We start from the raw sequence: 14,891 nt of genomic DNA, 5'->3' as shown, positions 1-14,891 counted from the left end.
ATGATGAATTACATTGTTAAGTCTTTAGTGCTTTTAGGAGCATTGACAATTGCGGCAAGCCCGGCAAAAGCGCAACTAAAGATCGGATATATTAATTCAGCAGAACTGATTGAGTTAATGCCTGAAACCACGGAAGTGGATTCGCAGTTAACTACTTTTGCCCGGGACCTGGAAAAAAACCTGCAGACCATGCAGGAGAGTTTTGACGAGAAGCTGACCGAGTATCGTGAAAACCAGGCTACGATGGCGGACGCGATCAAGCAAACCCGGGAACGCGAGCTGCAGGATCTCAACCAGCGCATTCAGCAATTCCAGGTGAAATCTCAGCAGGATTACCTGAAAAAGCAGAATGAGCTGATGGCGCCTATCCTGAAGAAGGCCGAAGATGCCATTAAAGCCGTCGCCGCCGAAAGCAAGTTCACTTACGTATTCGACACGAGTAATACCGGCCTGCTGGTAAAGCCCGATGGCGACAATATATTACCGCTGGTAAAAAAGAAGCTGGGCTTATAATACCCGCCGCTAACACATTATAAAATCTGCATAGGAACATCCTGTGCAGATTTTTTTTTGCGCATTCCGGCAGCTCCAGGCCCCTTTTCAGCGACGCGAACCTTCCTGGTTTCCTTACTGCGATCATAAAAAAAGAGCGGTTCCCGTCCCCCGGGAACCGCTCTTTTTTTAGCCTCCGGGAGCTGTGGAAAACTTTTTGTGGTAAAATGTGGTAAAAAGTGGAAAATCCTTTACTTTTACATTACATTTTTGGGCAGATGGTGTAGTAATGACGCAGTTTTTAGGGGAATATGAATGTAAGATTGATGCCAAGGGCCGTATCATGCTGCCCGTGGGATTAAGGAAACAGGTATCGCCTGAGGCCCAGGAGCGTTTTGTCGTCAACCGTGGCTTTGAACAATGCCTGGCGCTCTACCCTTATGATGAATGGCAAAAGATAAGCAGCGAGGTAAATAAGCTGAATCTGTACAATAAAAAGAACAGGGATTTCGCAAGATATTTTTTCCGGGGCGCCACAGAACTCTCGCTGGACGGCAACGGGAGGATCCTGATGCCGAAACCCTTGCTGGAATATGCAGGTGTCAAGACCGAACTGGTCTTGTTTGCCTATTCCAACAGGATAGAGATCTGGGATAAGCAGTTGTATGATAACTTGCTGACCGATGAGCCGGAAGATTTTTCAGCCCTGGCAGAGGAGGTAATGGGCAGAACAACTGAACGCGGGAATGACGGATTATCATAAACCGGTTTTGCTGGAGGAAAGCGTGGAAGGGCTGAATATCAACCCGGAAGGTACCTATATCGATGTCACATTCGGCGGCGGCGGGCACTCCCGGGCGATACTGAGCCGCCTTAGCGATAAGGGTCGGCTGATTGCCTTTGACCAGGACGAGGATGCGGCGGGAAACGTTCCGCGTGACGATAAGCGGTTCACATTTGTGCCACAGAATTTCCGGTATTTGAAAAAATATTGCCGGCTGCACAATGCGATCCCGGCCAGCGGTATCCTTGCCGACCTTGGGGTTTCTTCTCACCAGTTCGACAGTCCCGGCCGGGGCTTTTCCACCCGTCACAACGCCATGCTGGATATGCGCATGGACCGGCAGCTGGAAAGCAATGCCCGCGACGTGCTGAATACTTATCCTGAAGAAGCCCTGCACCGGATATTCGGCATGTATGGCGAAGTGCCGAATGCAAGAACGCTTGCCCGGAACATTGTCGTGGCCAGGGTGAATAAAGCGCTTGATACGGTTGAGGAATTAAAAAATGTATTGACGCCGCTCGCGCGGCGGGGAAGTGAAAATAAATACTATGCCCAGGTATTCCAGGCCCTGCGCATTGAAGTAAACGAGGAAATGGATGCGCTGCGGGAACTGTTGCAGCAGAGTAGTGAAGTCCTGGGACAGGGGGGCGCCTTGTAGTGATTTCTTATCACTCCCTGGAAGACCGCCTGGTAAAGAATTTCATCAACAAAGGCAAATTCAGCGGCGAAGTCGAGAAGGATCTGTATGGGAATGAGCTAAAACCGTTTGAAGGAGTAAATAAAAAACCTTTGCGCCCCGGTGCGGAGGAGATCAGCAATAACAGCCGGGCCAGAAGCGCCAGGCTCAGGATAGCAGTTAAACGTTCCGCGAAATGAACAAGGTCAGGGAAGAAAAAGAAGGAAGGCAGCAGAGCAGGGAAGACAAACGCTTCGGCCGGAATTTTCTTACCATTCTTTTTTCGGGAGAATGGGTCAGCAGGGAGCGGGCAATGGAAATTTTGCCCTTTTTTCTGTTTCTGGCATTACTTGCTCTGATCTATATATCAGACAGGCACTTTGCCGAGGATGTGGCGCGGGATATCAACAAAGGGGGGACCGAACTCAAGGAACTGCGTTGGGAGTATATTACAGCCAAGGCGGAATTAATGCACCTGAGCCAGCAGTCCGAGGTGGCGGAACGCGCCGGGGAACTGGCCTTGAAGGAATCCGTTACCCCCCCGGTGAAGATTAAAGTAAGTAAAGAGCTGCTTGACAGCATATTGAAGCGGTAAGAAAGATGAGGATACGGACCGACATCATCCTGCGTGTGTACCTGGCATATGCCATCCTCCTTGTATTCGCCCTGGCCATTGTTTTCCAGATTTGGAAGATACAACAGGTAGAAGGGGAGAAATGGAGGGCAATGGCTGACAGCCTTTCCACGGCTTACGTGACCGTTGATGCGGTGAGGGGGAATATTTATTCCGAAGACGGACGGCTGATGGCTACCTCCATCCCCCAGTACGACATCCGCATGGATACCCGTGCCGACGGCCTTGCCAAGGAACTTTTTTACAGCCAGCTTGATTCCCTTGCCTGGCATCTTTCCAATTTATTCAAGGACCGTTCCGCCGCCCGCTACGCCAGCGTGCTGCGCAATGCAAGAGAAAATGGCGAAAGATATTTCCTCGTTAAACGCGACATAAGCTTCCATCAACTGAAGAAATTGAAGGACTTCCCTATTTTCCGAAGGGGCCAGTTCGGAGGCGGGCTTATCGCCGTTCGGCATAACGAGCGCATCTATCCTTTCCGGGAGCTTGCCCGCCGTACCATTGGTTATAAACTGCCTACCGTACAGCCCGTGGGGCTGGAGGGCGTGTATGATGAATATATTGACGGGGAGTCAGGCAAACGGCTGATGCGGCGCATAGCCGGCGGTGTCTGGATACCGGTAAATGAAGAAGAAGAGATCGCCCCGGTGGACGGCTGCGATATTATATCCACCCTTAACATCAATATACAGGACGTTGCCCATAACGCGCTTAAAAAGCAACTGATCGCGACTAATTCCAAATGGGGTACCGCCATTCTCATGGAAGTGAAAACGGGCGCTATTCGTGCTGTCGTGAACCTTTCAAGGGTCAGCGAGGGGGTGTACGGCGAAAACTACAATTATGCGATCAGCTATTCCTCCGAACCGGGCTCTACCTTTAAACTCGCCACCTTTATGGCCGGCATTGAAGACGGGAAATTCAACCTTGCCACCCCTATTGACGTGAGCAAGGGATATGCCGTCTTCCATGGCCTCACCATCAGGGATTCCCATACCATCCCTGAAACGATCACCATGAAGCGGGCCTTTGAGGAGTCTTCCAACGTGGCTATCGCAAAAGCTATTAACCAGGCCTATAAAAGCGATCCCGATGATTTTACCGACCAGCTTAGAAGTATGGGGCTGGGGCAGCAGCTTGGCCTGCAAATTCCGGGCGAAGGCCGCACGCGGATCAAGGACCCGGATGACAAGGACTGGTACGGGACCACCCTTCCCTGGATGGCACACGGCTACGAGGTTCTGCTTACTCCCCTGCAATTGCTCACTTTTTATAACGCTGTGGCTAACGACGGGAAAATGGTAAAGCCGCTTTTTGTCTCCGAAATACAGCAAAACGGCCAGCCGGTAAAGGTCATAGAACCGGAGGTGATCAATGACCAGATCGCTTCCCCGGAAACGATTGAAAAAGCGCAGGAGCTGCTGAAAGCGGTTGTCGAAGAAGGGACTGCAAAGCGGTTGTTCTCCACGGTCTATAAAATAGCCGGAAAAACCGGGACGGCCGTGATCGCTGACGGCGCAAACGGCTACCGCCAGGGCAAGAAACAATACCAGGCATCCTTCTGCGGGTATTTTCCGGCGGATAATCCGCAGTACTCCATGCTGGTGATCGTAAGTTCCCCTTCAAAAGGAGGTTACTATGGGTCTGCTATTGCTGCGCCCGTTTTCAAAGAAATCGCTGATAAAGTGTATTCCACCCGGCCGGACATGCAGCCGGATATCAGGGAGCAGTATCCGCAGGTAGCCGGTGTGCTGCCGCCTGTAGCCGGTGCGGCTGGCAATGAACTGTTGACTGTTTACCGGAAGCTTCAAATTCCTTTTTCCGTGGAAGAGGAAGGCGTTTGGGTGGCGGCGCGCCCCGGGGAGGCTTCCCTGTCCGTCCAGGCAAAGAGTTTCAAGGCGGGCTTCGTTCCGGACCTCAAAGGAATGGGTTTGCAGGATGCTTTGTTCCTCGCGGAAAATGCAGGCCTGAAGCCGATTGTTACCGGCAACGGAAAAGTGTCGGGACAATCGTTGAAAGCAGGTGAAAAAATTAAAAAGGGAAGTCCCATTATATTGAAATTGAATTAAATGCAGGAATTGCAGGATATATTGTATAAGGTGTCGCTGCAGGAGCTTTCCGGTCCTGTGGGAAGGGCGGTGAGCGGTCTCGCCATAGATTCCCGCGAGGTAAAAGAGGGAATGCTCTTCGCGGCCCTCAGGGGAACGCGCGCAGACGGGCACTTGTTTATCTCCCAGGCAATCATTGCCGGAGCTACTGCCGTTCTCTGCGAAGAATTTCCTGCCGTTCTCCGCGAAGGGGTTACTTATCTGCGGGTAAATGACAGCGCGCTTGCACTCGGCATCGTAGCCGGTAATTTTTACGGTAATCCATCCGGAAAGCTGAAACTTGTTGGAATAACCGGCACAAATGGTAAAACAACCTGCGCTACCCTGCTATACAAGCTTTTTACGGAGTTAGGGTACCATTGCGGCCTGCTTTCCACAGTAAAGAATGTGATCGGGGACAAACCTCTGCCCGCCACACATACTACCCCTGACAGCATTCATCTGAATGCAATGCTGGCGCAGATGGTGGAAAAAGGTTGTGACTATGCCTTTATGGAAGTAAGTTCTCATGCCATTGCACAGCAGCGGATTACCGGACTTACATTTTCCGGGGGCATTTTCACAAATATCAGTCACGATCATCTTGATTATCATAAAACCTTCGAGGCCTACCTGAAAGTCAAGAAATCTTTTTTTGACGGCCTTCCTTCCAACGCGTTTGCTCTGAGCAACGCCGATGATAAACGGGGAGCGGTGATGCTTCAGAATACCCGGGCCCATCGTAAAACGTACAGCCTTAAGAAAATGGCCGATTTCAAGGCCAGGCTGGTGGAAGACCACTTTTCCGGCATGCTCCTGCATATTGACGGAGAAGAGGTATGGTTCAGGCTGGTAGGGCGGTTCAACGCCTACAACCTGCTCTCTGTATATGCTGCCGCCATGCTGCTGGACCAGGATAAGCTAAAGGTGCTGACGATACTCAGCCGGCTAAAAGGCGCGGAGGGGCGGTTTGATTATATAACCGCACCGAACGGCGTTATCGGGATCGTGGATTACGCACACACGCCGGATGCCGTACAAAATGTACTGGAAACTATTCACGAGATACGAACCAGGAAGGAGCAGATCATTACGGTGATCGGCTGCGGAGGAGACCGGGATAAGGCCAAGCGGCCGCTAATGGCCCAGGTAGCCTGTGACTGGAGCGAAAAAGTGATCCTGACGGCAGATAATCCGCGTTCGGAAGATCCGCAGGACATCATCCGGGATATGGAGGAAGGGGTAAGCCCGGTGAACAGGCGCAAGACCATTTCCATTACCGACCGGCGTGAAGCGATTAAAACAGCATGTCATCTGGCAAAACCCGGGGATATTATCCTGCTGGCGGGTAAGGGGCATGAAAAATACCAGGAGATAAAAGGGGAGCGGTTTCCCTTTGACGATAAGGAGGAATTAATTAAGCAGTTCGAAAACCCGGAGAATTAATGCTTTACTATTTGTTTACATACCTGGATAACCAGTTTGACTTCCCCGGTGCAGGGCTGTTCGGATATATTTCGTTCCGGGCGGGAGCAGCTTTTATTCTTTCCCTGCTGATCACTACTGTATTTGGGAAGAACCTGATCGCTTACCTCCGCCGGAAACAAGTAGGGGAAACTATCCGGGACCTGGGGCTGGAAGGGCAGATGAAAAAGCAGGGAACGCCCACGATGGGCGGGCTTATTATACTCCTGGGCGTGCTGCTGACAACGATACTTTTTGCGAAAATCGACAACATCTATATCATCCTGATGCTGGTAGCTACCGTCTGGATGGGCATTATCGGTTTTATTGACGACTATATCAAGGTTTTCAAAAAAGACAAGGAAGGCCTGCAGGGAAAGTTCAAGGTAATGGCGCAGATAGGACTGGGCCTTTTTATCGGGCTTACCATGTATTATCACCAGGACATTGTGGTCAGGGAAGTGCCTGCGGGGCTTTCTATGCCGGAAAGGGATTATGCCACCTATGACGCCAGCCTGGAGAACAATCCCCTGCATTACGGGGTGGATGTGAAGTCGACGAAAACCAACGTACCTTTTATTAAGGATAACGAGTTCGATTATGGAAGTATCGTAGCCTTTCTCGGCGAAGGGAGTTCCGGGTTGCTGATACCCATTGTTTTTGTCCTGGCGGTGATCATCATTATTACCGCCGTTTCAAACGGGGCCAATATTACAGACGGCATCGACGGGTTGGCAACAGGCTCTTCGGCCATTATCGGCGGAGCGCTGGGCCTGCTGGCTTATGTTTCGGGTAACCTGGTATTCGCCGATTACCTGAGCATTATGTATATCCCTAATTCGGGCGAGCTGATGGTATTTATGGGCGCCTTCATCGGTTCCTGCATCGGTTTTCTTTGGTACAATGCCTTTCCCGCCCAGGTATTCATGGGCGATACCGGCAGCCTGGCCATAGGGGGTATTATTGCCGCTTTTGCGATCCTGATCAGGAAGGAATTGCTGATACCGGTGTTATGTGGGATTTTCCTTATTGAGAACCTGTCCGTGATCATGCAGGTGAGCTGGTTTAAATATACCCGGAAAAAATACGGCGAAGGAAGGCGCATTTTCAAAATGTCGCCCCTGCATCACCATTATCAAATGCTGGGATACCATGAGTCCAAGATCGTCACGCGTTTCTGGATCGTTGGAATTATCCTGGCCGTGGTCACGATTGTTACATTAAAAATCAGGTAGAGTTTATAGTTTTTTAAAAGGGGCAAAGTTTAACGTTCAAACAAAGAATGGCAGACGGAAAGAAAATAGCGATACTCGGAGCCGGCGAAAGCGGAACTGGCAGCGCGCTGCTTGCTCAGAAAATGGGCTATGAGGTATTCGTATCCGATGCCGGGAAGATCCCTGAAAAATACCGGGAGGAACTGCAGGAACAGGGGATTGTTTTCGAAGAAGGCGGCCATTCCCTTGACCGGCTGACCGGGGCCGCTGAAGTAATAAAAAGCCCCGGGATCCCGCCGACGGCGCCGGTTGTACAGCGCCTGAAGGAAGCAGGCCTTCCCCTGATCGCTGAAATAGAGTTTGCCGGCCGCTATACGGATGCGCGCATGATCGGGATCACGGGAAGCAACGGCAAAACGACTACCACGCTTCTTACGCATCACCTCCTGGAGCGTGCCGGCCTGAAGGTAGGCTTGGGAGGCAATGTAGGCAAAAGCTTTGCCCGGCAGGTCGCTGCGGGTGATCACGATTACTACGTCCTGGAACTGAGCAGCTTTCAGTTAGACGATATGTACCGTTTCAGGACGCATATTGCTATCCTGACAAATATCACACCCGATCACCTGGACCGGTACGAGCATCGCTTTGAGAATTATATTGATTCCAAGTTCAGGATCCTGCAGAATCAGCAGGAAAGTGACAGCTTTATTTACTGCCTGGACGATGAAGGCACCCGCAGGGGACTAGCGTCCCACCGCCCCGTGGCAAAACAATATCCTTTTTCGATCAATGAAAAGGTAGATCAGGGGGCTTTTCTTGATAATAATGAACTAACCGTTAAAACAGCACATAATACTTTTAATATGACAATCGCAGAACTGGCCTTGCAGGGGAAACACAATTTATACAATTCAATGGCTGCGGCAATCGCGGCGAAGGTACTGGATCTGCGCAACGAGGTGGTGCGGGAAAGCCTTGGAGATTTCAAGAACGTGGAACACCGCCTTGAACAGGTTGGAAAAATACAGGGCATCGAATTTATCAACGATTCCAAGGCGACCAATGTCAACGCGACCTGGTATGCCCTTGAAAGCATGACTTCGCCGGTCATCTGGATAGCGGGAGGAGTAGACAAAGGCAATGACTACAGCATGCTGAAGCCCGTTGTCCGGGAAAAGGTAAAAGCGATTGTTTGCCTGGGTAAAGATAACGGCAAAATACACGAAGCATTTGAAGAAGATGCAGAGATCATCGTCAATACGCTTAGCGCCCGGGAAGCTGTAGGAGTTGCATATCACCTGGCGGCCAAAGGGGATACCGTACTGCTGTCCCCCGCCTGCGCCAGCTTTGACCTTTTTAAAAATTACGAAGACCGGGGAAACCAGTTTAAAGAAGCGGTTAAACAGCTTTAGTTGCTTCGCAACAGTTTAAAGTTGCTGCGCAACCGTTTAAAGTTTAAAGTTCAAAGTTTCAAGTTGCGAAGCAACTGTTTAAAGTTTAAAGTTTCAGGTTTGAGTAGTTAAAATCGGGAAATGGGGTCATGTTGCGAGTTAGTTAAGGAAGTTGGTTTTGGGGTTAGTGTTTCCGGGGGGCTTTGAACCTTGAACTTTGAACCTTGAACTTTGAATTCGAAAAGAAGGATTTTTTATGGTGAATTTGTTATTTCAAAAGATAAGAGGTGACCGGTGGATCTGGCTGGTGGCCATTTTATTGTCGGTGTTTTCCATTCTGGCTGTGTACAGTTCAACCGGAACGCTGGCTTATCTTTCGGCCAATGACGGATTTACTTTTGCTTACCTGTTCCGGCACGGCTCGGTGATTGTTGCCGGCCTGGTACTTATGTATGTTGCCCATTTGATCAATCACCGGTATTATTCGCGCATTGCGCAGGTTCTCTTGTATGTTTCCATACCGCTGCTGCTTTACACCCTGTTTTTCGGCTCTAGTATTAACCAGGCCAGCCGGTGGATCATGATACCGGTGATAAACGAGACATTTCAAACTTCCGACCTTGCCAAACTGGCCTTGTACATGTTCCTGGCCAGGGAACTGACCAAAAGACAGGAAAAGATCAAGAACTTTAAAGAAGGCTTTCTGCCGATTTTCGTGTCTATCCTGGCGGTGTGCGGGCTGATCGCTCCCGCTAATTTATCCACGGCGCTGATGATCTTCGGGACCAGCGTATTGCTCTTGCTCATTGGCCGCGTCAGTACCCGGCAGATTGCCATTGTCTGCCTGGCGGGCGGCGTTCTGGTAGCTGCCGTTGTTTTCCTGGGTCCCCGGCGTGGCGTTTACAAAGCGAGGGTGAATTCCTTTCTGCATCCGGAAACGGCGCACGCGGATGATACTTACCAGATAGACCAGGCGAAAATTGCCATTGCCTCGGGCGGGACCTTCGGGAAAGGCCCGGGCAACAGCACGCAGCGGAATTTTCTGCCTTCTCCATATGCGGATTTTATTTATGCGGTCATTATCGAAGAATATGGTTTGCTGATCGGGGGGTAGGCGTAATTATTTTATACCTGATTTTTTTGTTCAGATCGGTCAAAATAGTGGTGAAAAGCCCCAAGGCATTTGGGGCGTTGCTGGCGGCCGCACTGAGCTTTAGCCTGGTGATCCAGGCCTTTGCAAATATGGCGGTAGCCACGAATCTTTTTCCTGTAACAGGGGTATCCCTGCCGCTGGTGAGCATGGGGGGACGTCGATTTTGTTCACCAGCCTGGCCTTCGGCATTATATTGAGCGTAAGCCGGGATGTTGAAGAAGGGGAAATGGTTTAAAGTTGCTTCGCAACAGTTTTTAGTTGCTTCGCAACAGTTTAAAGTTTAAGGTTTAAGGTTTTTAGTTGCTTCGCGACAGTTTAGGTTTAAAGTTTTTAGTTGCTTCGCAACATTTAAAGAGCTAACAACGTGGAACAGGGACGGCAAATACGGGTGATTATTAGCGGTGGCGGGACCGGGGGCATTTGTTCCCGGCGCTGGCTATTGCGGATGCACTGAAGGAGCTGGAGCCTTCCCTGGAGCTGCTTTTTGTGGGGGCGAGGGGCAGGATAGAAATGGACCGGGTGCCGAAGGCCGGTTACCGGATCATTGGGCTGGATATTCAGGGGTTGCAGCGCCGGCTTACCTGGAGCAACCTGTTGTTTCCGGTTAAACTTATCAAAAGCATTTTGAAGTCAAATAAGATCATAAAGGAATTCAGGCCGGGTATCGCCGTTGGCGTTGGCGGCTATGCTTCCGGGCCACTGCTGCTGGCGGCTTCCCGTAAGGGAATCCCTACGGTGGTGCAGGAGCAGAATTCTTATCCCGGTATCACCAATAAAAACCTTGCTAAAAAGGCGCAAAGGGTATTTGTTGCTTACGAAGGGATGGAACGCTTTTTTGGCGCTGGAAAGGTTCGACTTACGGGAAACCCTGTTCGGGAAGGGCTGCTGGAAACCGGGCGGAAGAAAGCGGAGGGTTTGCAGCATTTTGAATTGGAAGAAGGGAAGAAGACGATTTTTTTAACGGGAGGCAGTTTAGGTGCCGGCACCCTGAATCGGAGCGTCAAAGCGCATCTTGACCTGCTGAGGGCGAACCAGGTGCAGGTCATATGGCAAACCGGCAAGTTCTACTACCATGATATAAAAAAGGAATTCAGCGAAAAGGAGTACCCGGGAATCAGGATAATGGAATTCATCAGCCGTGTGGACCTTGCTTATGCGGCGGCGGACCTGATCATCGCCCGTGCAGGTGCGGGAACCATTTCGGAACTCTGTGTGGTAGGTAAGCCAGCTATCCTGGTGCCTTCTCCTAACGTGGCGGAAGACCATCAAACTAAGAATGCGCTGGCGCTGGCGAAGCAAGAGGCAGCCCTGCTGGTCAGGGATGAAACAGCAACAAAGGAACTTATTCCGGCGGCGCTTCAGCTGCTCGGAAATACAGAGAAACAAGATATGCTGGCAAGGAATATCCGTCGCCTGGCGAAACCGGAAGCTGCACGGGAAATAGCAGCGGAAATAATAAAAATTGCACAGGCATCGTGAATGCTGTATTATCACATATAAACAATGTGTACCTCGTCGGGATCGGCGGCATAGGTATGAGCGGGCTGGCGCGCTACTTTAAGCGTAAGGGATGCGAGGTGGCGGGATATGATAAAACGCCCGGCCCCTTGACGCGGGAATTGGAGGCGGAAGGCATTTCCATTATTTACGATGATGACAGCACCCTGATCGTACCTCCGTTCGACGGGGAAAATGCTCGGGAAGATACCCTTATCATTTACACGCCCGCCGTTCCCGCAGAGAGTGAGATCATTCGGTTTTTCCGGGAAGCCGGCTACCAGCTGCACAAGCGGTCGGGTGTATTGGGCCTTCTGAGTAAGGATATGCATACTATCGCGGTGGCCGGAACACACGGGAAGACTTCCACCAGCGCAATGATTGCCCATATCCTGAAACATTCCGGACATGATTGCTCGGCTTTCATCGGCGGTATCATGACGAACTACAAAAGCAATGTGCTTTTCGGGCGGCAAAATACCCTGGTGGCGGAAGCCGACGAATTTGACCGCTCCTTCCTGGCCCTTCATCCCGATATCGCGGTGATCACCTCTATGGATGCCGATCACCTGGATATTTACGGAGATAAGAGCCGGCTGGAAGAATCGTTCAGCCTGTTTGCCGGACAGCTGCACCGCTCGGGCGTGCTGATCAGAAAATCGGGCCTGCCCCTGTCGCAGCCTGCGTTGATATACGCACTTCATCCCGGGAAAGGCATTGATGCGGCGGCCGGGAATATCCGGATTGAAAACGGGGACTATGTTTTTGACTATGACGGGAATGTGCTGATCGAAAATATCCGAATGATATTTCCCGGCAGCCATAATGTCGAAAATGCGGTTGCGGCGATAACAGCTGCCTTGCAGCTGGATATTGCCCCGGGAAGAATAAAGTTAGCACTGGAAGCCTTCCGGGGAATAAAACGGCGTTTTGAGTATGTGATCCGCGAACCGGAGCTGGTATTCATTGATGATTATGCTCATCATCCGCGCGAGCTGGACGCTTGCATCAATTCGGTGCGCCAGTTATATCCGGGAAGGAAGCTGACGATGATCTTTCAGCCTCACCTGTTTTCAAGAACGCGCGATTTTGCCGATGAATTTGCCGCGAGCCTTGGGAAGGTGGATGAACTGATACTGCTGGATATTTATCCGGCGAGGGAAAAGCCGATCGAAGGCGTTAATTCGTCCATGCTTCTTGATAAAATCCCACTAAAGAATAAACGGCTGAGTTCCCGGGAAGAAATTTTTAGTCATGTAAACAGGATGGAAACAGATGTATTGGTAACGGCCGGGGCCGGCGATATCGATCGCCTGGTGACGCCGTTAAAAAAACACTTGCTCTTATGAAAGGAAGAACACTGCTTAAAGTATTCGGAGCGATCCTGCTGGCAGCCGGCCTGGCCGTGCTGATGGGCTTTGTACATAAAAAGCAGGCGAAGGTAATGTGCAAAAGCATGGAGATCGTGATACCCGGCGAGAAATTCCTGGTTACCAGGGAAGAAATAAAGGCGTTGGTCAACCAGGCGGATTCCAGCATTCTCTGGTATCCCATTAACTATGCCCGGCTTCGCAGCCTTGAAAAGGCCATCAGGGAATCCCCCTACGTGGAAGACGCTTCGGTCTATGCCGACGTGGACGGTGTATTAAAAATTGAAGTAGTGCAGCGCGAGCCGCTGGTAAGGATTATCAATGAGCATAACGACCATTTTTACGTCGATGCAAAAGGGAATAAAATGCCGCTTTCGGCAAACTATACTCCGCGCGTGCTGGTAGCCAGCGGCAATATCCCGGAATCTTCCGGTTCCGGCGGGGATACCCTGGAAACCGGCCTGGCGGAAGATATTCTGACACTGGCAAGATTCATCAGCAAGGACGAGTTCTGGAAAGCGCAGATCGGGCAGGTATATGTGAACCAGGAATCGGAAATAGAACTGATTCCCCGCGTGGGTAACCACCGCATTCTCCTGGGCAATGCGGATAACCTGGAAGCAAAGCTGGAAAAGCTGCTGATCTTCTATCGGAAAGCAATGCCAAGGGTGGGGTGGGATACTTACGAGGTGATCAACCTCAAATATGAGAATCAGATTGTTGCAACGCGGCCTGAGGCGGACAGCCAGGGGCCTCAGTAGCTAATACTATAATTGAACTTTAAATAATACAAAGCATGGAAAAACCGGAAATAGTTGTCGGATTAGATATTGGGACTACCAAGATTTGCGCTATTATTGGTTGCCGGACCGAAACCGGGAAGCTTGAAATACTGGGCATGGGGAAGGCTGAATCGGCCGGCGTCATGCGCGGGGTAGTCACAAATATTGATAAGACCGTTAATGGCATCCTGGAAGCGGCCCAGGTTGCCGGGGATAAGGCGAACGTAGATATTCGCGTGGTAAACGTGGGTATAGCGGGGCAGCACATCCGAAGCCTGCAGCACAGAGGTATCCTCACCAGGAATAACACGAACACAGAGATCAGCAAAGCGGATATCGACCGGCTGATCCAGGATATGCAGCGGCTCATGATGCCTCCGGGAGAAGAGATCATCCATGTGCTGCCGCAGGAATTTACGGTAGACAACGAGCCGGGGATCACCGATCCGATCGGTATGGCAGGGGTGCGCCTGGAAGCCAATTTTCATATTATTTCCGGACAGGTAAACGCCATCAGCAATATCTATAAATGTGTAACGAAGGCAGGCCTCAAAACCCAGGATCTGATCCTGGAGCCCCTGGCTTCTTCCGAAGCGGTTTTAAGCGCGGAAGAGAAGGAGGCCGGCGTGGTGCTGGTAGATATCGGCGGGGGTACTACCGATATCGCGATCTTCCATAATAATATTATTCGTCATACGGCCGTGATACCCCTGGGAGGGAATATCGTCACCGAGGATATCCGGGAAGGCTGTATGGTCATGAAGAACCAGGCGGAACTGCTGAAGCTGAAGTTTGGTTCGGCCCTTGCCGATGAGAACAAGGACAGCGAAATCATTTCCATTCCGGGGCTCCGGGGCCGCGAACCCAAGGAAATTTCGGTTCGTAACCTGGCTTATATTATCCAGGCGCGAATGGAAGAGATCATTGAACATGTTTATTATGAAATAAAAAGTTCGGGCTATGAGAAAAAGCTGATCGCCGGCATTGTGCTGACCGGCGGCGGAGCCCAGCTGAAACACCTGACCCAGCTGGTGGAATACGTCACCGGCATGGACGCCCGGATCGGCTACCCGAACGAGCATATTGCCCGCAGTACGGTAGAAGAGATAAAGAGCCCGATGTATGCGACAGGTATCGGTTTAGTAATTAAAGCCCTGCATGCCATGAATAAGGAACGGCAGCCGCAGCAGGCGGACGCCAGGCCTCAGCAAAAGCAGCAGCGAACCCAGGGCCTGTTCGATAAAATTCTTCAAAAAGGCAGGAATTGGCTGGAAAATGATATCGAGGACAGCGATTATTTACGGTAAGCGCTCATAATTTTCAACAATGCCCGTAGTTTTCCACATA

Annotated in this window: 11 protein-coding genes and 2 pseudogenes; all 13 read left to right on the top strand. The window is 50.8% G+C overall.

Going from position 1 to position 14,891, the window contains the following annotated elements; translation table 11 throughout:
- The gene (locus FRZ59_RS00525) at window positions 1-513 is read left to right on the top strand and encodes an OmpH/Skp family outer membrane protein (RefSeq protein ID WP_225975124.1); all 513 of its coding nucleotides are present in this window, start codon (window positions 1-3) and stop codon (window positions 511-513) included.
- A 268-nt stretch (window positions 514-781) separates the two neighbouring features.
- Window positions 782-1,255, top strand: a complete 474-nt coding sequence (mraZ, locus tag FRZ59_RS00520) for a division/cell wall cluster transcriptional repressor MraZ (RefSeq protein WP_132127804.1) — start codon at window positions 782-784, stop codon at window positions 1,253-1,255.
- Window positions 1,239-2,152, top strand: a pseudogene (gene rsmH / locus FRZ59_RS00515) (16S rRNA (cytosine(1402)-N(4))-methyltransferase RsmH). Before mraZ ends, rsmH begins: the two are co-directional and overlap by 17 nt.
- Window positions 2,149-2,547, top strand: a complete 399-nt coding sequence (locus FRZ59_RS00510) for an FtsL-like putative cell division protein (RefSeq protein WP_132127806.1) — start codon at window positions 2,149-2,151, stop codon at window positions 2,545-2,547. The pseudogene rsmH and the gene FRZ59_RS00510 overlap by 4 nt, the downstream one beginning before the upstream one ends.
- A gap of 5 nt (window positions 2,548-2,552) precedes the next feature.
- Window positions 2,553-4,655, top strand: a complete 2,103-nt coding sequence (locus FRZ59_RS00505) for a penicillin-binding protein (protein ID WP_132127807.1) — start codon at window positions 2,553-2,555, stop codon at window positions 4,653-4,655.
- On the top strand, window positions 4,656-6,119 hold the full coding sequence (locus tag FRZ59_RS00500; protein ID WP_132127808.1) for a UDP-N-acetylmuramoyl-L-alanyl-D-glutamate--2,6-diaminopimelate ligase: 1,464 nt from the start codon (window positions 4,656-4,658) through the stop codon (window positions 6,117-6,119).
- Window positions 6,119-7,372, top strand: coding sequence for a phospho-N-acetylmuramoyl-pentapeptide-transferase (gene mraY, locus FRZ59_RS00495; protein WP_132127809.1), 1,254 nt, complete (start codon window positions 6,119-6,121; stop codon window positions 7,370-7,372). Before FRZ59_RS00500 ends, mraY begins: the two co-directional genes overlap by 1 nt.
- A 47-nt stretch (window positions 7,373-7,419) precedes the next feature.
- On the top strand, window positions 7,420-8,763 hold the full coding sequence (gene murD / locus FRZ59_RS00490) for a UDP-N-acetylmuramoyl-L-alanine--D-glutamate ligase (RefSeq protein ID WP_132127810.1): 1,344 nt from the start codon (window positions 7,420-7,422) through the stop codon (window positions 8,761-8,763).
- A 235-nt stretch (window positions 8,764-8,998) separates the two neighbouring features.
- Window positions 8,999-10,130: pseudogene (locus FRZ59_RS00485) on the top strand (FtsW/RodA/SpoVE family cell cycle protein).
- Between the two features lie 185 nt (window positions 10,131-10,315).
- The gene (murG, locus tag FRZ59_RS00480; protein WP_349290809.1) at window positions 10,316-11,374 is read left to right on the top strand and encodes an undecaprenyldiphospho-muramoylpentapeptide beta-N-acetylglucosaminyltransferase; all 1,059 of its coding nucleotides are present in this window, start codon (window positions 10,316-10,318) and stop codon (window positions 11,372-11,374) included.
- Window positions 11,371-12,741 (top strand): UDP-N-acetylmuramate--L-alanine ligase, encoded by a 1,371-nt coding sequence (murC, locus tag FRZ59_RS00475; protein ID WP_317127722.1) that lies wholly within the window; start codon window positions 11,371-11,373, stop codon window positions 12,739-12,741. Before murG ends, murC begins: the two co-directional genes overlap by 4 nt.
- Window positions 12,738-13,523, top strand: a complete 786-nt coding sequence (locus FRZ59_RS00470) for a cell division protein FtsQ/DivIB (RefSeq protein ID WP_132127813.1) — start codon at window positions 12,738-12,740, stop codon at window positions 13,521-13,523. The genes murC and FRZ59_RS00470 overlap by 4 nt, the downstream gene beginning before the upstream one ends.
- A gap of 35 nt (window positions 13,524-13,558) precedes the next feature.
- Complete coding sequence (gene ftsA / locus FRZ59_RS00465) at window positions 13,559-14,851, top strand: cell division protein FtsA (protein WP_132127814.1); 1,293 nt, start codon at window positions 13,559-13,561, stop codon at window positions 14,849-14,851.
- The last annotated feature ends 40 nt before the right edge of the window (window positions 14,852-14,891 follow it).

The sequence above is a fragment of the Anseongella ginsenosidimutans genome (assembly GCF_008033235.1).
In the GTDB taxonomy this organism is placed as follows: Bacteria; Bacteroidota; Bacteroidia; order Sphingobacteriales; family Sphingobacteriaceae; genus Anseongella; species Anseongella ginsenosidimutans.
This window is presented reverse-complemented; position numbering and strand designations above follow the sequence as displayed.